13 protein-coding genes are annotated in these 18,182 nt (G+C 57.7%); 3 read left to right on the top strand and 10 right to left on the bottom strand.

Going from position 1 to position 18,182, the window contains the following annotated elements; translation table 11 throughout:
• The first annotated feature begins 186 nt into the window (after positions 1 to 186).
• On the top strand, positions 187 to 801 hold the full coding sequence (locus tag ACID345_RS13300) for a papain-like cysteine protease family protein (RefSeq protein ID WP_011523384.1): 615 nt from the start codon (positions 187 to 189) through the stop codon (positions 799 to 801).
• Between the two features lie 56 nt (positions 802 to 857).
• Here ACID345_RS13300 and ACID345_RS26940 read toward each other — a convergent pair whose 3' ends face one another.
• The 5 genes from ACID345_RS26940 to ACID345_RS13280 form a co-directional block, all read right to left on the bottom strand.
• On the bottom strand, positions 858 to 995 hold the full coding sequence (locus tag ACID345_RS26940) for a hypothetical protein (protein WP_187148824.1): 138 nt from the start codon (positions 993 to 995) through the stop codon (positions 858 to 860).
• A 169-nt stretch (positions 996 to 1,164) separates the two neighbouring features.
• The gene (locus tag ACID345_RS26350; RefSeq protein WP_011523382.1) at positions 1,165 to 1,965 is read right to left on the bottom strand and encodes a peptidylprolyl isomerase; all 801 of its coding nucleotides are present in this window, start codon (positions 1,963 to 1,965) and stop codon (positions 1,165 to 1,167) included.
• Between the two features lie 21 nt (positions 1,966 to 1,986).
• Positions 1,987 to 3,276 carry a dipeptidase gene (locus tag ACID345_RS13290; RefSeq protein ID WP_011523381.1) on the bottom strand — a complete coding sequence of 430 codons (1,290 nt, stop codon included), beginning with the start codon at positions 3,274 to 3,276 and terminating at the stop codon, positions 1,987 to 1,989.
• A gap of 48 nt (positions 3,277 to 3,324) precedes the next feature.
• Entirely contained in the window at positions 3,325 to 6,282 is a 2,958-nt protein-coding gene (locus tag ACID345_RS25565; RefSeq protein ID WP_011523380.1) for a bifunctional serine/threonine-protein kinase/formylglycine-generating enzyme family protein, read from the bottom strand.
• 91 nt (positions 6,283 to 6,373) lie between these two features.
• Complete coding sequence (locus ACID345_RS13280; RefSeq protein ID WP_011523379.1) at positions 6,374 to 7,087, bottom strand: DUF5715 family protein; 714 nt, start codon at positions 7,085 to 7,087, stop codon at positions 6,374 to 6,376.
• Positions 7,088 to 7,448: 361 nt separating this feature from the next.
• Here ACID345_RS13280 and ACID345_RS13275 point away from each other — a divergent pair, with 361 nt between their 5' ends.
• Both ACID345_RS13275 and ACID345_RS13270 read left to right on the top strand, forming a co-directional pair.
• On the top strand, positions 7,449 to 9,152 hold the full coding sequence (locus ACID345_RS13275; protein ID WP_011523378.1) for a hypothetical protein: 1,704 nt from the start codon (positions 7,449 to 7,451) through the stop codon (positions 9,150 to 9,152).
• The gene (locus ACID345_RS13270) at positions 9,149 to 10,759 is read left to right on the top strand and encodes a carboxypeptidase-like regulatory domain-containing protein (RefSeq protein WP_011523377.1); all 1,611 of its coding nucleotides are present in this window, start codon (positions 9,149 to 9,151) and stop codon (positions 10,757 to 10,759) included. The genes ACID345_RS13275 and ACID345_RS13270 overlap by 4 nt, the downstream gene beginning before the upstream one ends.
• 62 nt (positions 10,760 to 10,821) lie before the next feature.
• On the opposite strand, the gene ACID345_RS13265 is transcribed toward ACID345_RS13270, so the two are convergent.
• The 5 genes from ACID345_RS13265 to ACID345_RS13245 all read right to left on the bottom strand — a co-directional run bounded on the left by ACID345_RS13265 (position 10,822) and on the right by ACID345_RS13245 (position 17,884).
• A complete protein-coding gene (locus tag ACID345_RS13265; RefSeq protein WP_011523376.1) occupies positions 10,822 to 12,954 on the bottom strand; it encodes a hypothetical protein in 2,133 nt (710 codons plus the stop codon).
• Complete coding sequence (locus ACID345_RS13260; RefSeq protein WP_011523375.1) at positions 12,954 to 14,489, bottom strand: TonB-dependent receptor; 1,536 nt, start codon at positions 14,487 to 14,489, stop codon at positions 12,954 to 12,956. Before ACID345_RS13260 ends, ACID345_RS13265 begins: the two co-directional genes overlap by 1 nt.
• A gap of 182 nt (positions 14,490 to 14,671) precedes the next feature.
• On the bottom strand, positions 14,672 to 15,421 hold the full coding sequence (gene sdhB, locus ACID345_RS13255) for a succinate dehydrogenase iron-sulfur subunit (RefSeq protein ID WP_011523374.1): 750 nt from the start codon (positions 15,419 to 15,421) through the stop codon (positions 14,672 to 14,674).
• A 9-nt stretch (positions 15,422 to 15,430) separates the two neighbouring features.
• Positions 15,431 to 17,212, bottom strand: a complete 1,782-nt coding sequence (sdhA, locus tag ACID345_RS13250) for a succinate dehydrogenase flavoprotein subunit (protein WP_011523373.1) — start codon at positions 17,210 to 17,212, stop codon at positions 15,431 to 15,433.
• Between the two features lie 36 nt (positions 17,213 to 17,248).
• Entirely contained in the window at positions 17,249 to 17,884 is a 636-nt protein-coding gene (locus tag ACID345_RS13245; RefSeq protein ID WP_228370647.1) for a succinate dehydrogenase, read from the bottom strand.
• Positions 17,885 to 18,182 lie beyond the last annotated feature (298 nt).

Raw genomic sequence — 18,182 nt, 5'->3', positions numbered from 1 at the left:
GAAAGGCGGGATATGGTTCGGTTTGCGAGTCGAATCGTGCGCCTCAGGCATCAGAAAGATCGCTCATGGGCTCAGTTAACTGGGTGTGCAATCAACGATTAGCAACTCTGGAGCTGGAGTGGGGTTCAAAATAGGGTGGGGCCACGGCGGGTATTAACCGGTCGTGTCGTAATGGGAACTATGCGAATGAGATTGAAATGGATCGCGCTCGTCGCGCTGGCGTTGTCGGCTTGGGCCGGCGCGCAGAAGACGACAGCCGTCGGCATTCCGTCGGCGGATTTCAATTTTGCGTCCGCGGTTCAGTTGAAGACTGATTGGTGCTGGGCGGCATCGGTGCAGATGGTCCTTAACTGGTACCACATTCCCGTAAAACAAACCGACGTGGTGGGTCGGATTTATGGGAAGCCGGTCGACAAAGCGGCGAGCGAGGACGAAATCACCGTTGCGCTGAGCGGTACGGCCTACGATCGCGATCATCACAAGGTTCTGCTGCGCGCGAAACGTATTCGCGGAGTCCCGCCTACCGATTTGCTGGTGGATGAATTGGAGCGGCAACGTCCGGTATTGTTAACCATCCGGTCAACGCGCACCATGCTGCATGCGGTAGTCCTGACGAGCGCAGAGTACGAGGTCAATAAGGAAGGTCACATCCACGTGACTTCTCTTACATATCGCGATCCGAACCCCAGCATCAAGAGTAGGAAGCCGGCGACAGCGATTCAGCTGAGCGGCGCGGAACTTGGGCACTTTGTGCGATCGATCAGCAGCTATTACCTGGTCTCGATGAAAAAATCGGCATAGAACTACCTGCAAAAATCAAAGCCCCGCTGCGCGCGGGGCTTCGCAATTCGGTCTCACTACGAGGCGTGATGATGATGGTGATGGCCCTTGTGGTGATGATGGTGTTTGCCATGGGTCTGGGCCGCGGCCGAGACCGGCATCAACATCGCGATCGCGAACAACGTCGCGCCGAGGGTGAATAACGTCTTCTTCACTGAGATTCTCCTGAAACGCAATCGGTAGCCGCCGTGTACCGTTGGAGAGTATTTACAGCCAGCGACGGTGGAATGCAACAGAAAGAACCAGAGAAGATACGGAAATCTTTTCGCTGTACGCTCCACTGAGTGAATACGGGGCGAACGGGTGGTCCGCCCCGCGTTGGGCTCATTGCGGTGTCGGCTTCGGCTTCGGTTTCGTCGTTGTGCTCTTCGTGGCTGTGCCCGTGGTCTTCTTCACTGGAGCTTTGGCGGCTGGCGGCTTAACGCCCTCAAACTTGATGCCGGTAATGCTGATGCTCTCGGTGGGCTTGTCGTTGCGTTCGTCGCGGGGGACTCGGGCCATCTGCTGGACCAGGTCCACGTTGTCGCACTGGCCAAAAATAGTGTGCTTCTGGTTGAGGTGCGGCGTGGGGACTTCGGTGATGAAGAACTGGCTGCCGTTAGTATTGGCGCCTGAATTAGCCATGGCGAGGCGGGCGGGACGGTCGAAGTTCAGGTCGGAGTTGAACTCATCCTTGAACTTGTAGCCGGGATCGCCCATGCCGGTGCCCATCGGATCGCCGCCCTGGACCATGAAATTCGGGATGACGCGGTGAAACTGTGTGCCGGTGTACAGCGGGACGTTGTGCTTCTTGAAGCCAGTGCCGGGATCGGTCCAGTCCTTGGTGCCACGCGCGAGACCGATGAAGTTCTCGACCGTGAGCGGAGCTTCCATCTTAAAGAGCACACAGCGGAAGGTCCCCTTGGTGGTCTCAATCACCGCGACGGGCTGCTCGGGTGTGCCGAGCGTGGTGTGGGCGAGTTCGGGGGTGATGTCCTTGTCTGCCACGGCGGGAATCGCGGGCGCGGCCGCGGGCTTCACGCGAACGTTCAGCGGCGGCACTTTCGCCGGAGTAGCGGCGGGTTTGTCCTGGGCAAAGCTAGCGACTGCGATAAGTGCGAGCGCGAAGGTCGTGATCGTGCGCATAAGTAAGGCTCCTATGTCGGACTATTTCTTGGGCTGGGCGTCGAGCTTTACCTCGTGCCGCGTGTCTTTGTTCTCGGGCGACTCCGCCTGAAGCTGCGCGGCCGTCTTCTCCACTTCGGAAAAGACATGGAGGATATTGCCGCCGAGAATCTTTTTAATCTGCTCTGCATTGTAGCCGCGGTCGTGGAGTGCCTGCGTGATTTTCGGAAGATCGGCGGCCGAATCGATACCCTCGGGGGTGCAGCTAACGCCGTCGAAATCTGAACCCAGTCCGACGTGATCTATCCCGGCGATTTTCACCATGTGATCAATGTGGTCAATCAAGTTGCTGAGCGGAGGGCGGGGAATACTGGCGTAGAACGCGTCTTCCGCCTTCTGGATGTCGGCTTCGGTGATATTTGAACCCGGTTCGGCAGCTTTCTTCTTAAGGTCGGCGATGGAGTGGTCTTCCGCTTCGAGTTTCTTCTCTGCGGCTGCGTATTCGTTGCTGATGAATCCGCAGTTGAAGTTGACCATGGCGACACCGCCGTTACGGTTGAGGGCGCGGAGCATGTCGTCGGTCATGTTGCGGGGAACGTTGGTGAGCGCGCGAGAAGAAGAGTGCGAGGCGATTACGGGAGCGCGGGCGACGACCAGCGTCTTGTAAAAGGTGCGGTCAGAGGTGTGGGAGATGTCCACGATCATGCCGATGCGGTTCATCTCACGGACCACGTCGCGGCCGAAATCGGTAAGACCGTCGTGGTGCTGAATGTTCTTGTCGTCCACGTCACCGGAGGAGTCAGCCCAGTCGTTGGTGTTCGACCAGGTGAGCGTCATATAACGCACGCCGAGGCGGTAGTAATCGCGCAGTAGTCCGAGATCGTTGGCGATGGAATGGCCACCCTCGATTCCCATCAACGAGGCGAGCTTATGTTCGCGGCGAGCGGCGTAGATGTCCTTCACGCTGGTGGCGAACATCATGTCTTTCGGATTGCGCTGGACCTGCTGATAGACGGCATCGATGAGCGCGAGAGTGCGGTCGGGGTAATGGCCTTTGAACTTTACTGGATCCACCCAGATCGAGAAAAACTCGGCACCGAGGTTGCCGGCTTTGGCCGCCGGAATCGTGACCATCAGCTTCGAGTCGGGGTCGGCGGCGTTGATGTTCTTGTCCAGCCAAGGTTGCGGAGTGTCGGCATGGGTATCAACAACGAGGGCAGAGTCGTGAATGGCCTTCCAGCCGACGGGGGCTGCTTTGGCCGGCTGCTTAGGGGTGGGAGATTGTGCGGCACATAGCCCGCAGAGCAACAGTAGGAATGCGAATCTTCGCATGGGGGATATTAAAACACGAGGCAGCACTGTCGTCGCGTACGCAGGCCCTCACTTCACCGGACCGAGATATTTATCCAGCCAATTCAGGTTTTCCTTGATCAGTTCGTTGCGCGGAATAGTGTGGCTGGTGTCGTAAATCAGGTGCTTCTTGTCGTCCTTCGGAGCGCCAAGCATTCGATATAGAGGCTCCTGGGTGGCGTCCATGGGGAAGAAGAAATCGTAGCGGCCATTGAGCATCAGCGTCGGCTGCTTGATACGTTGGGCGAAGTTGACGGTGTCGACCTCGGGCAGTGACTGGTGGAGATCGAAGCCGCCGAGGGCAAGGGTCACGACCTTGATGCGAGGTTCGATGGCGGGAATGATCGTGCCCATCTCCGAGCCCCAGCTATACCCGTAGTAGGCGACCTTTGCGTGATCGAGGTCGGGGCGGCTCTCGACGTAGTCGATCGCGCGGGAAGCATCCTTCGCCCACATCACGACATGGTCCCGCCACGTGGTGCTCATATTCGGGACATCGCTTTCCATGCCGTCGCCGCGTTCGTAGGTGCCTTTGTAAACCGGGTAAATCACGGCGCGTCCGCTGCGCACAAGCGCGTCGATTGCCGCGGTGGGATACAGGTTGAACTTCCTCAACTCAAGCGCGTTCGATCCGGGGAAGAAGAGCACAGTCTGGAATGGCGGGTTCGCCTTGGTCGGAAGGAACAGGTATGCAAATGCTCGCTCGTTCCCGTAAGGCGCGTCGTAAGCGATCTTTTCAACCGTCCAATCGTCCTCGGTTTTCTCGAGCTTATCGACGTGTGCGTTGAGGGGTGCTTTGTCGTATGAGTAGAGGCTGCGATAGGCGCTGAAGACCTGATCAGAAACCGGCTTGACGGCGGTCAAATCGCGGCGCGCGGAGAGGATGCGGTCGAACGCGACCTTCGGAATTGCATCGGGATTTATGTATTTCACACAACGGAACCCGATGTTGCTGGCGCGCAAAAACGGTGCCTGCGCGTCGGGATCGACGAACATATAGGTAGGCTCATCCCAGGCGCCACCCAAAACGTAGTGTTTGCCGTTTTCGGCCTCGGTGAAGATCCACTCCTTCACATTTCCCGCCATGTCGGAGGTGCCGAACGGACCGATGCCTTGTCGGCTGCCAACCGGTACCGGCCCGCCGGTACCGAAATTGCTCGCCGGTTCGATCAGGTACGAGAACTGTGGTCCCGCTGCCCGGTTGAAGTGATAGATCGACGGCAGGCTCTTGCCTGCATATTCGGCGTAAGCGGCGGCTTCGTACCAACTGATGCCAGCGACGGGATAGTCATCCTGTCCCTTCGGATATTGACCGCCGACCCAGTCTTTCGGTCCCGTACGTCCAGTGGCGTCCTGGAACAGCGCCATTGCCTGATCGAAGGTCAGTTTCTTGCCGTCGCGAATGAAGTCGTGCTTCCAGAAAGATGGATTGCGATAACCACCGGCATCCACGAAGGCTTCGAACGCGCGGTTCGTCACTTCGTACTGATCGAGCCAGTAGTCAGGCAGATCGAGGTGAGGCATGCCCTCAAAACCGGGGATCAGTAGCTCCTTCAGGCTCTTCGAAGGAGCGACGCGGACCATGCCAGGCGGGGCATCAGCGACAGCATCCATGGTGACATGAGCGGTCATCGGGTCGGTGGAAACAAAGTAACGGTCGAGGAGAGAGTTGGTAGTCCTAATTACCGTCACATAACCGGGCTTTTCGAGTTTCCAGAGCCGAGTTCCGCGGGGCTGCCGGATGGACTTGAACGGGGCCTTCCCGACAAAGATCCAGGGGCCGTTGTGGTCATCGTATTCCCGGCGATAGACGCTGACGTCAGGAGCGCTTGTCTCAAGGGTCAGTTCGAACGTGACTTGCTTCCAGACCTTTTCGAGCGCGGGATCGCCGGGAATCGCGCTTTCCGCCTTGGTCGCGAGTTGGAAGGCGGTCTCAAACTTTCCCTCGTCGACAAGTTGCGAGATTTGCGGGAGCGCTGTCTCTCGCGCCCAATGCGCATCGCGCGAGCGTTTGACCAGCATCATTGTCCCGGCGGCGATGAGGAGTAACAGCAGAACTGCAGGAATCAAAACACGCGGGCGCTTCACTTCGTGCGCCAGTCGGACGGCACTCATTCCCGTGCCGGATTCGGGGAAGAGGGTCTCGCGACAACGCTTGAGGTCGCGAGCGAGGTCGTTGCCATCCGCGTAGCGAGCGGCCGGATCCTTCTTTAGACAGCGCGTGACGATGCGGCGGATTTCGGGATCGAGATCGCGGCGAACTTCGGTGAGCGGTTTCGGTTCATCTCGGAGGACCGACGCAAGTAGCGCGGCGCTGGATTCACCCTCGAAGGCGCGGTGGCCGCTGAGCATCTCATAGAAGACTGCGCCAAAAGAGAAGACATCGCTGCGGGTGTCCACCGCCTTGCCTTCGGCTTGTTCCGGAGACATATAAGCCACTGTCCCGACGATTGTGCCGGGACTGGTGCCAACGGTGATCGTTTCCATGGCACCGGCTTGCGCAGCGAGTGCGGAGGTCTTTGCCAGTCCGAAGTCGAGAACCTTTACCAGGCCAGATTTGTCAACGATGACGTTCGAAGGCTTGAGATCTCGGTGAACGATTCCGGCACTGTGCGCGCATCCGATGGCGTCGGCGATTTGGATTGCATAGCGGATTGCGATTTCAGCGGGGAGACCGCCCTTGGGGATCAGCTTGTCGAGCGTGTCGCCCTGGACGTACTCCATGACCATGAACTCGATGTCGTCCTGCGAGCCAACGTCGTGGATGACACAGATGTTCGGGTGCTGCAGCGCGGAGATGGACTTGGCTTCCTGCTCGAACCGAGCACGGAGATCGGGATTGTAGGAAAGGTGCGAGGGAAGGATTTTGATGGCGACGGTCCGCTGGAGGCGCGTGTCGCGGGCAGTGTAGACCTCGCCCATACCGCCTTTGCCGAGGAGCGCGTCAACTTGGTAGGGCCCAATTTTTGTCCCGGGAGCCAGAGCCATGGTGAGGCTGGATTATACCCGTGCTCCTGAAAATTCCATCCAAATAGAAACGGCGGGAATCATCCCGCCGCGTTTGGGAATCGCAGAACCCTTACGGAGTGCCTTCGGCCACAGCTGGCTGATCGCGCCATTTGTCATAATCCTGGTAGACCATGACATGGAAGCAATAGTGGCGGCGCTCTTCTTCGGGCTCAATCAGGCCGAGGGCTTTGAGGTTGGCGAAGTAGTTTTCCAGCCACTGATGCTGGGGCTTGGTCAGGCCACCGCGCTGGATGTCGACCGTGGTGCCGGCAAGGTGGGAGGAGATAATGTCGCCGGACTCGGGAGCGGCATTGCCGTTATGGCGACGCAGCTTGCGCTGGACTTGTACCGTGCGTACCGCCGAGTTCAATTGCAGGGGGACGCCGAACTCTTCGTAGTATTCGCGGGCGACGTCTTCCACGAAGTCCACGGTCCACGGACGCGCAAAGGCGCGATCCATGGGCAGGCCCTTCGCGATGTGGAGATGGTCAGATTCTTCAAAGGGCGCCAGGGCGCCGTTCGACTTCAGTTCCTCAAGCTCATCGGTGTTCTTGATAGGAGGAAGTTCCATGGCGTGCATCTGTTCGTTCTGCACCAGCATGGATTCATGGGTTGGACGGAAGAGCGGATTCCAAAGCGCGTTCTTTACTTTGGCGCGTGTGCGTTTGAATTTCGACGGCTTGGCGACCGTTTTGTGCGTGGTGTGGATTACAGCGAGGGCCTGAGAGGCGAGCGCCATTACGACAAGGAAGAGAAAGACCAGTTGGGCCCGGCGAGAAACCATTCGAAAGAAAACTCCACCGAAACTAAAAGTAGGTGCCGCTTGGTCGGAGTCAATATAAATGACGATCCGATAAATTCGATGCACTTTTACATATCAGTACTGCCCGTCCGTACATGACCGCTGGGACTAGTGCATTGGCCCGTTGGCGACGTGTCAGGATAACAAACCAAAGCGCCGGAAGTGTAGGGAAATCCAGAGACTTAGGTTGTCCGGAAGCAACTGTGGCAACGTCACGTTAGTCGGGGAATGGCACCCGAACCGACCCTGCTTGTAGTCCGATGCGACCCGATGACGCCGGTCCGAATTGTGCGTCTGTTAGACGTTTGCTTGCTCGTGTACGCTGTTGGCGCCGGAGAACCGGATGGGCTGCGCGCTTCAAAAATACGTTCTGGCCTTGCTGGTGGTAGCGACCACGGGGGTGGTGTGCACACCGGCCCAGCCGACGGCTGCCGTACCGCCGGAGCCGGCCATTGCAGACCATATCGAAGGTACCGTCATTAATGCACTCACCCGAGAGCCCATCGGGCACGCGCTCGTGTATTCCCCCGACCATCGCTTTGCAACCATGACCGGCGACCGCGGTCACTTCGAGTTCGAGCGCCCGCAAGCGGAAAACAAGAGTGGTTCGACGACGCAGGGAGGGGCACTAGCTGGAGTCCAAGTGAATTGGGGACCGAACGCATTAATGGCGCGACGCCCTGGCTTTCTCGCGGAAGAAGGACAACTGCAGTTCTTCGGCCCCGATGTGACGAACCTGACCATCGAACTGCTTCCTGAAGCGAAGATCGTCGGCCACGTGCTGATTTCGAAGTCCGAGGTGCAGCAGCAGGTCCGGGTGCAGATATTCCGTAAGCAGGTGGAGGACGGTCGCGCGAAATGGATTCCCGCCGGAGAAACTCTCACCCGATCCGACGGCGAGTTCCGGTTCGCAGAATTACAGGCCGGCGTCTATCGCGTGATCACGCATGAGGCGACGGACCGCGATCCGCAGGACATTGTGCCGGGAGGGCAGCTCTACGGCTATCCTCCGGTTTATTTTCCGAACGCGCCGGATTTCGACAGTGCCGCAATGATTCAGCTCACGCCAGGACGAATCCAGGATATCGAGTTAAAGCTTACTCGGCAGCCGTATTTCCGGGTGCGTATTCCAGTTGAAGACGCGCCGCCGAACGGAATGCAGGTCAGTGTTCTGCCGCACGGCAGCAACAGCCCCGGCTATTCGCTTGGATATTCGCGGCAGGAAGACACCATCACCGGATGGCTGCCGAGCGGTTCCTACACCGTGCGCGCGAGCACCTTCAATCCAGTGATGGATGGTAAAGCGACGATCACGGTGAATGGGGCCGAACTGCGGGCCTCCTCGATGCCTCTGGCGGCGAGCCGGACCATTCCCGTGCAAGTTACCACCGCATTCCGGCACGAGAATGACAGGAGGGGAGTGGTATACCAAGGGCCACGTTCGAACGCGCGCAACCCTCTCGCGAACGTGATGTTGACCTCGGAGGATGGCCAGAACAGTTCCTGGCTTGACCAGTCGCTAGAAGCTGGAGGCGCGCTTGTCGTTCTGCACGTTCGTCCCGGCCGCTACTGGGTGAAGGTGCTGCCGGTATACGGCTACGCCGCGTCGGTCAGTTCCGGCGGAGTGGATTTGCTGCGCAAACCACTGGTTGTCGAAACAGGAGTTCCAAACGAACCGATCGAGATCACACTGCGCGACTCGCAGGCTGATATTCACGGCGAGATTGAAGGATCGCCAGCCGCGAATCCAGCAGGGAATCAGACCATCGCCGATCTCTCGAAACCGTACGCGTACGTTTACTGCGTGCCGACGGAGGACTCCAGCGGCCAGTTTTCCCTATCGACGGTCACGAATGATGGGCACTTTCAGTCAACACCCTTGGCTCCCGGGGTGTACCGAGTTCTGGCATTCAAGAACGAGGTGAGCGACTTGGAGTACACGAACCCCGAAGCGATGCGCAGGTTCGAATCCAAGGGCGTAGTAGTGAGAGTGGTGGAAGATCAGCAGTTGAACCTTCGAGTCCCCCTCGTGGAGGCCGCACGATGAAACGGTGGGTGCTCGGCCTGGTCGCAGTCTCGGCGCTGTCCTTGGCGCAGGAGCCGCCACCGTTTACCACGATTCCGTCCGGGGCTTATCGCATTGCGGGCGCCGTCGTGAGTTTGACGACAGGCGAACCGCTGGCGCGCACACGAGTGGTCGTACAAGACACGAAAGCGCGCCAGAGTGTACAGACAGTCATGACCGGCGACGATGGCCACTTCGAGTTCCAGGTGCCGGCTGGAAAATTCAGTTTGCAAGCGGCGCGCAAAGGATTTATCGCGTCAGCGTTTGACCAGCATGAAACGTTCTCGACCGCCATCGTGACCGGCGCTGGCTTCGATACCGAGCATCTGAAATTCAAGCTGGCGCCGAGCGGGATTATTTCGGGGAGAGTTTTGGATGAGAACGGCGAACCTGTAAGAGGCGCGATCGTGGCGGTATCGCGCGAGTTTCGGAACTCCGGGATGCCGCACATCCAGGTCATTCGTAACCAAGTGACTGACGATCTTGGTCAATATGAGATCACTCCACTGCAAGCCGGAACATATTTCCTTTCTGTGCATGCGGAGCCCTGGTACGCGGTGCATCCATTCGCCGCAGCACCGCCGGAGCAGACGTACCACGTAGATCGTGCTTTGGATGTTGCCTATCCAACGACGTACTACTCAGATACGACCGAACCAGAGGAGGCGACGCCGATTCCGTTGCGTGGCGGTGATCATGCATCCGTAGATTTCCATCTCGCGCCCGAGCAGGCGATCCATCTCGTCTACAGATACGATCCCGCCACCCGCAGCATGAATCCGCCCGCCCTTGAGCAGCCCGGTCTCGATGGACCAGAGTCTGCGGAGCAAGGCATCCAATCGAACAGCTCACCTGGGGTTTTGGAGATAACGGGACTTGCTGCCGGAAGGTACTTGGTCCACGCGCGAGAGGGCAATCAGTATCAGAGCGCAACCGAGATGGACCTCAGTGGCGAGGCCCAGGAGCTGCAACAACCGGATGCGCAAGAGGCCGGTTCCATCAATGTGACGCTGCAGGTAACGGGTTGGACAAAATTGCCTCCGAAGATGCAGTTTGCGCTGCGCAACGGTCGCGGTCGAATTTCAAACTTCACCGAACTCGATGAAAAGGGCGAAGCCAAGATCAACGGAGTCGCACATGGGAAGTACGAAGTCCTGATCGGATCGAATACGACACGCTTCGCAGTCACGCGAGTGGTGCAGAACGGTTCCGCGGTCGAAGGACACGGGTTGGAACTCGGTTCGGGAAGCGCCACCGATGTCGTAATCACCGCGGTCCCGGGCACGGCAACGCTTGAAGGCCAAGTCGTCCGCAAGGGGAAGGGATTTGCTGGGGCGATGGTTGTGCTCGTTCCGGAGGATCCCGAGAACCATCACGAAATGTTCCGCCGCGACCAGAGCGATTTCGATGGAACGTTCTCGCTTCCGAACGTCATCCCGGGGAAGTACACGATTCTGGCAATCGAGGACGGATGGGACTTGGATTGGGCGAAGCCTGCGGTCATCGCGTCATACGGCACCAAAGGTAAACAAATCACGGTCAATAAATCAGACGTGTTGAAAGATGCAGTCGAAGTGCAGCCAAAGTAGATCGGAGATGACGAAGGCCCCGCGTGGTGCGGAGCCTTTTCATTTTCTGTGCCGACTTCGACCTAGAAGTTGAACTTCATGCCGATCTGAACCTGACGCGGCCCGACTGACGTGTAGCTGATTTGACCGAAGCTGCCATCGTCAACCGTCAGATCCGGCGTTCCGAAGACAGGGTGATTGAAAGCGTTCTGCGCGTCGATGCGGAACTCGAGATTCATACCCTCACGGACGCGAGCGAGTGCAAACTGCTTGGACAGAGAGAGGTTCGTGGTGAACACCGATGGCGTGCGGATGCCACCGTAGGCGCGTGGGGCATTTCCAAGCGCGTACTGCTCCGGAAGTTGGAAGACACTGGGATCCACGAAGTAGTTGAAAATCCAATCGCTGCCAGTGTTGCGTTTCGGAGTGCCGACGATGTCCGGTCGCTGGGCGCCATAAGTCGGAAGAGATGTACCGTCGGCCAGGGTCAGGGTGATGGGACGGCCGCTTGAGAAGCGCCACACGCCACTGGTGCTCCAGCCGCCGATAATGGCGTCGAGAACCCTGGGCATGCCGTTCAAGAACGCACGATTGTGGCCGACGGGCAGGTCGTAGGTGTAGCTGACCTGCAGGATGTTCGGAATGTCGAAGGTTGAGAGGCTACGCTCGAGCCATGGTTTATTGGGGTCCTGCAAACTCGTAAAACTGCCGAGCCACGTCACGTTGTCATCGGCAACGGACGAGTTGTCGATCGACTTCGACCAGGTGTAGGTGGCGAGGAACTGAAGGCCGTTGCTGAAACGCTTCTCACCTGTTACTTGCAGCGCGTTGTAGATCGAAGTCGCGATCATTCGAACGTCCGTACCCACACCGGTGAATTGCGGGTAAGGCACGAGCAATTGGGAACGCGATACCTGCGGTGCCGAGAGTGGACTGTTGGGATCGGTGATGATGCCGGCGAACGGATTGTCGACCTGGACATTGAGGAGATTGCCTACTTGATCCTGAGACAAGCCTTCAATCCACGGGCCGAGAGTGTCCAACTGATTGGCGCCGCTGAACGGCAGATGCGTGCCTTTCTTGCCGAGATAATTGGCGCCGACCAACACGTTCCAACCAACTTCGCGCTCGAAGCCCAATGTCCAGCTTTGCTCGTAGGGCGTTTGATTTGCGCCGGGAGTGTGCAGCGGGCCGACGGCGTAATAGCCTACGTCGTTCATCAGTCCAAGGGAATTGCCGGGAGGCAGCAGCAGGCCGTTGGGGAATGGGTTATCGAGGTGCGTGTACTGCGTGTTCCCAAGGTTCTGGTAAGTCGTGATCATCCCGGTGTACTGGTTGAAACCCTGGCTGCCGTAGGGCACAACACCGCTGGCGCCGGAGCGAGATTGTCCGTAGTAAATCCCGTATCCGCCGCACAACACGGTTTTCGGCAGAGCCTGCCAGGCAAAGCCGAAGCGAGGTTGGATATCAGACCAGTCCGTCACGTAGTTGTAGCGCTGGTCCGAGGTGGCGAACTGCTCCCCGCCGTTCAGTGAGAGCGTGACGTCCTGGCCGGTGACCTCGTCGGTGTAGCTGAGGCTTCCGTTATTCAATGGCGACTTTACATTTGGGTTAAACCAGTTTTGGCGATTGTGCCGGTCGGTGCGGGGCAGAGAGACATCGTAGCGAACTCCGAGATTCAGCGTAAGGTTCGACGTTATTTTCCAGTTGTCCTGGACATACCAGGCATACATGAAGTTCTGCGTAGCCGGCTCGAACTGCATTTCGTACGTCCCGCCTCCGTTATCCACGTTGCCCATCATGAAGCTGGCCATACCGTCGCCGCCGCACGTATCGATATCGTTGGGGCACGCCGAAGAGCCACGGAAACCAAAATTGAAGGTGCCCACAGGAGCGTTGGTCTGGATATAGTTCTGCTGGCGAATCCTGCCTTCCCATCCAAACTTTATTTCGTGTTTCCCGTGGGCCTTGTCGAAGCTGACCGTGAGTTGTCCAGAGTTCTGTCCCTGCTTGTAGTTGCCATAGGGGTCTGTTCCGGCGCTGGTGTAACCGGCGGAATAATAGCCGTCCCCAATGAAAATCGCGGGGACACCCTTAAAGCCGGCGCTGTAGAGGTAAGACGGGAAGCCAAGATTGGCCAGCGGATCATCGACACCTTGCGGATTGTAGGCCTGAATTTTCAGCGTGCCGCGCGTAAAGCCGAACGTAACATTCATCAGGAATGTCGGGCTGAACGTATGGGTGTCATGATCGCGAACAGGTTTGCGCTTGACTCGTTGGGGCCGCCCTGGCAAGGATCAATGAAATTCTTGAAGCAGTTGAACCCAGCGTTGTGGTTCCAGTGGTGCGAGTACTTACCGCTGAGAAGGTTCTTCTCCGAGACACGGTGGTCGATCTTGAAGTCGAGTTGATCGTTGAATCCCTGTGAAGCACCTGAGCTATACCAGTTCTGGTAAATCGATCCACCCGAAATATTCGGCTTCGGGAAGAGGCCCATCATCTTTTGCGCTACCGGATCGATCAGGTTTCCGGGATGAACCGGAAGTTGATACGGACTGCCAATCAACGCCGCGTTTCCCGGGCTCGCGTAAGTGGCCAGGTTGTTGTACGGAATGGCGACATTGCGGTTGGTTCCACCGTTGCCGGGATCGTACACACCTTGATAGGGATCGTAGATTTGTCCGGCCGTAACGCTGCAGATGCCGTGGGAGTCAAAGCTGCCGCCCTTTTCACTGCATACCTCGCCGAAATCGCCGGCCCGCATGGCGTCGGTGGGAACACCCGCCGTTGCCGAACTCGCGGATGATTCGCGGAAACCGTCGTAATCGAAAAAGAAGAAGGTCCTGTTCTTAATGATCGGTCCGCCGATGGTGACTCCATAGTTGTTCCGCTTCAGCGCCGGTATGGGATCCCCGTAGTAATTGCTGAACCAGTTGTTGGCGTCCAGCACCTGGTTACGCAGATAGTCGTACACGCTGCCGTGAAACTTGTTGGTCCCAGAGCGCGTCACCATGTTGATGACGCTCGCTCCTGAGAATCCGTATTCCGCGCTGAAATTCGATTGCTCGACCTTGAACTCTTCTACCGCTTCCGGAGACGGCGAGTACGTTGCTTGCGTCACGCCACCGTTCGGTTCGAAATTCGTGGTGGAGGCACCGTCTAGCAAGATGTCGGCCGAAGCACCACGGCTCCCGTTAGAAACGAAATTCGTTCCACCGCAGTTCGGGCATTGGTCGTCCATGTCGGCCACGCCGGGAGCTAAGTAGGTCAAGTCCATCACGTAGCGGCTAATGAGGGGCAGATCGTTGATGAATTTCCGATTGATGACCTGGCCGGTTTCCGCGTCCTCGGTCTCAATCTTCTGAGCATTCCCGGCAACATCCACGGTCTGGGTGGTCGTGCCCACCTTGAGAGTCAGGTTCGCTGTGGCGTTCTCGTTGATATCAACTTTGACGTTGGTGCTGGTCGCTTTCTCGAAGCCCGTAGCCTCGGTTGAAACCCGATAAACCCCCGGGGGAATGGAGCGGAAGAGGTAGTGTCCATCGCTGCCCGATTGCGCATGGAATGTGAAGCCCTTTTGCATGTCAGTCAGCGTCACATTGACGCCGGGCACGACGGCCCCACTGGTATCGACGATGCTTCCGCTTACTGTACCGAAGTAAGCCTGCGCGAACACGAGCGTAGGGAGAAGAAGGGCTGCGACGACGAGAAGTACAACTTTTCGAAAGGGGAGAATCGGATGCAATGCCATCGACGACTCCTGGCTCTAGGCCCAGAGGTTGATTGGACGAACGGCGGCATCCTACCGCAAAGCAGGACTGCAATACCAGCATAGAGTTCAGATTTAAAACGTTCCAACCCGTCGTTGATTCGATCAGGGAAACAGAAAAGCTCCGCGCGGTGCGGAGCCTTTCTGTTGAAACCGAATGCCGACTAGCGGGTGAAGATGTCCTTGATCGCCTGCTTCATTACCTGCCCGCCAACGCTGGAGATCGACTTGGTTAACGGGATGTCTTTCGGGCAGACTTCCACGCAGTTTTGCGCGTAGCCGCATTCCTGGATTCCGCCGTCGCCCATGAGCGCGTGCAGACGTTCGGTCTTAAGCATCTTGCCGGTGGGATGTTGATTGAAAAGCCGCACCTGAGATATCGCGGCGGCGCCCACGAAGCCGGTGTTTTCATTGAATTGCGGGCAGGCTTCCATGCAGCAGCAACACGAGATGCAGTTAGACAGCGGGTAGGCGACTTCCTGTTCTTCCGGGCTCAATCTGGGGCCGGATCCCAAGTCATAGGTGCCGTCAATCGGAACCCAAGCCTTCACTGCCTTGAGATTCTCGAACAGAACACTCCGGTCTACGGAAAGATCGCGAACCACCGGGAACTTGGAAAACGGCTCAAGCTTGATCGGTTGTTCGAGTTTATCCACGAGCGCCGAGCATGCCATGCGTGCCTTGCCATTGATGAGCATGGCGCATGAGCCACAGATCTCCTCGAGACAATTGGAGTCATACGTGATCGGCGTCGTCGCTTTGCCGTCGCGCGTTTTCGGGTTGAGCGCGATGTCCATGAGGGAGGAGATGACGTTCATGCCCGGCTTCCAGGGGAGTTCGAACTCCTCCCATACCGGCTTGGTATCGGGGTTGGCCTGGCGCTTGATTTTGAAGATGACTGTCTTATTTGCCATTTTCGGTCCCTATTTCGCGACGTCGTAGCGGCGCGGGCGCGGCGTGATCAATGAGATGTCAACCGGTTCGAATTCGAAGCGCGGCTCATCGGCATCGGGTGCAAAGTATGCCTTGGTCGTTTTCAGCCAGTTGGCATCATCGCGCTCGGGGAAATCCGGCTTGTAATGCGAACCGCGAGATTCGTCACGCATGCGGGCACCCTGCGTGATTACCCGCGCCAGTTGCAGCATGTTGTAAAGCTGGCGGGTAAAGATAAATGACGTGTTCGCCCACTTGCTCTTGTCACTCAGGTTCACGTTGCGATAGCGCTCGAGCAGATCAACGATCTTCGCGTCCGTCTCGTCGAGGTTCTTGTTGTACCGCGTGACGGTAACGTTCTTGCTCATCAACTCGCCGAGTTCACGCCAGATCTGGAATGGGTTCTCGTTGCCCTGGTTCGAGATCAACCGCTGGTTCATGTCTTCCTGGCGCTTGCGTTCGGCGTCGAATGCGCCGTTGGCGTCGGCACCAGTAAGATTGCGCGCGTACTGCACGGCATTCGGGCCCGCCCGGAAGCCGCCGAAGATACAGGACATCAGCGAATTCGCCCCCAGCCGGTTCGCTCCGTGGATGGAGTAGTCGCACTCTCCCGCCGCGTACAGGCCCTTAATGTTCGTCTGCTGGTCGAAGTCCACCCACAGGCCGCCCATGGTGTAGTGCATGCCGGGGAAGATCTTCATCGGCACTTCACGCGGATCGTCGCCAACGAACTTCTCGTAAATCTCGAGGATGCCTTCGAGCTTGCGGTTCAGCGTCTCGCGATCGATGTGCGTCAGGTCGAGATAGACCATCGGTTGGCCGTCGATACCGAGATGGTGCTCATACACCACCTTGTGAATGGCGCGGGTGGCGACATCACGCGGCACCAGGTTGCCGTACTTCGGGTACCACTCTTCGAGGAAATACCAGCGTTCGGACTCTGGGATGGATTTCGCCGGACGGTTATCACCCTGTTTCTTCGGCACCCATACCCGGCCACCTTCGCCACGCGCCGACTCAGACATCAAGCGAAGTTTGTCTTCGCCAGGAATCGAAGTCGGATGGACCTGGATCATCTCGCCGTTGGCGTAATAGGCGCCTTGTTGGTACAACGCGGATTGCGAAGATCCGGTGCAAACCACCGAGTTCGTGCTCTTTCCGAAAATCGCGCCGATTCCACCGGTGGCCATGATGACGGCATCGGCAGGGAAGGTCCGCACTTCCATCGTTCGCAAGTCGATGGCACAAATTCCGCGACAAACGCGGTTGTTGTCGATTACGGCGGAGAGGAATTCCCAGCCCTCGTACTTGGTGACCTTCTTTTCCGATTCGTGTCGGCGAACTTGCTCATCGAGCGCGTAGAGAAGTTGCTGCCCCGTAGTTGCGCCCGCGAACGCTGTCCGGTTGTAAAGCGTGCCGCCGAAGCGCCGGAAATCGAGTATGCCTTCCGGAGTGCGGTTGAAGGGAACACCCATGCGATCGAGCAGGTCTATGATGCCTGGCGCCTGATCGCACATGTCCTTCACCGGAGCCTGGTTCGCGAGGAAGTCGCCGCCGTAGATGGTGTCGTCGAAGTGCTTCCATGTAGTGTCGCCCTCGCCTTTGAGGTTCTTGGCGGCATTGATACCACCCTGGGCGCACACCGAGTGCGAACGCTTGACTGGGACGATGGAGAAGAGATCTACGTGACCGCCCATTTCGGCGATCTTGATGACGGCTGACAGTCCTGCCAGTCCGCCACCGACCACAATAATCTTAGGATTTGCTGCCATGAGTTCCTGCTTGCAAGCGGTTAATGCCGCTGGATATCAATAATTGCTCTGGGGAGCCGACTGCTGCGTTTCCACGTCGTGAACCTTCACGTTTTCGCCTGCATACTTTGAGGAGCGGAAGGAATAGAGCGTCGCGAAACCAGTGAATATGAACGCTAGAGCGATCAGAACGCACACGTAGCCAAACTTCCGGCGAGCGTTGTCACCGACCGTGATGCCCCACTTTGCGCAGAACAGCCAGATTCCATAAGCGAAGTGCCACGACGCTGCCACGATGCCGACTACGTAGAACAGAAACGCCCAAGTGACGAGGACTTCGTTCTGGACTTTGCCAAACGCGAGGGTGTAACCGGGAACGCCGTTGGTGTAACCGAACAGATGTGGACCGAGCACACGCATGGTGTACACGTGCCAACCGATATAGATGAAGGCGATAAGGCCCGTCCAGCGCTGCGCGGTGTACATCCAGTTGCCCGACCACGGGTACTCGGTGACATTGCCTTCACCGCGGAACCAGATATAAAAACCGTAAATTGCGTGATAAAGAAGCGGAATGTAAATGCCGACCCACTCCAAGGCCTCGGCGAAGGGAAGTCCGGTGAGGAACTTGACCTGCTCGGCATAAGCGTGCGGGCCGTTGGTGGCGAAAGCGTTGGAAACAAAGTGCTCCACCAGAAAGGCCCCAACCGGGATAATTCCGCTCAGAGAATGAAGGCGTCGAAGAAGAAACGATGTGCCTTGACCGGCGCGGAGGGGAGGCACTCCCCGTTGAACAGTAGGACTGGCCGAAGCTGCCACGATAGACGACCCCTTATGATGACCTCGGAGTGCGATAAAGAACCTTGCATTATCAATTTTGCAAACCTAGCAAGTCAAGGAACGCAAGGAGCCACATCGTGCGAAGTCTAATGGGCACAGTCATCAGCACGAAGTGATGGCCGTCACATCGCATACGGACATATCGGGGACC

Origin of the sequence: Candidatus Koribacter versatilis Ellin345 (assembly GCF_000014005.1) — a bacterium.
GTDB lineage: Bacteria > Acidobacteriota > Terriglobia > Terriglobales > Acidobacteriaceae > Korobacter > Korobacter versatilis_A.
This window is presented reverse-complemented; position numbering and strand designations above follow the sequence as displayed.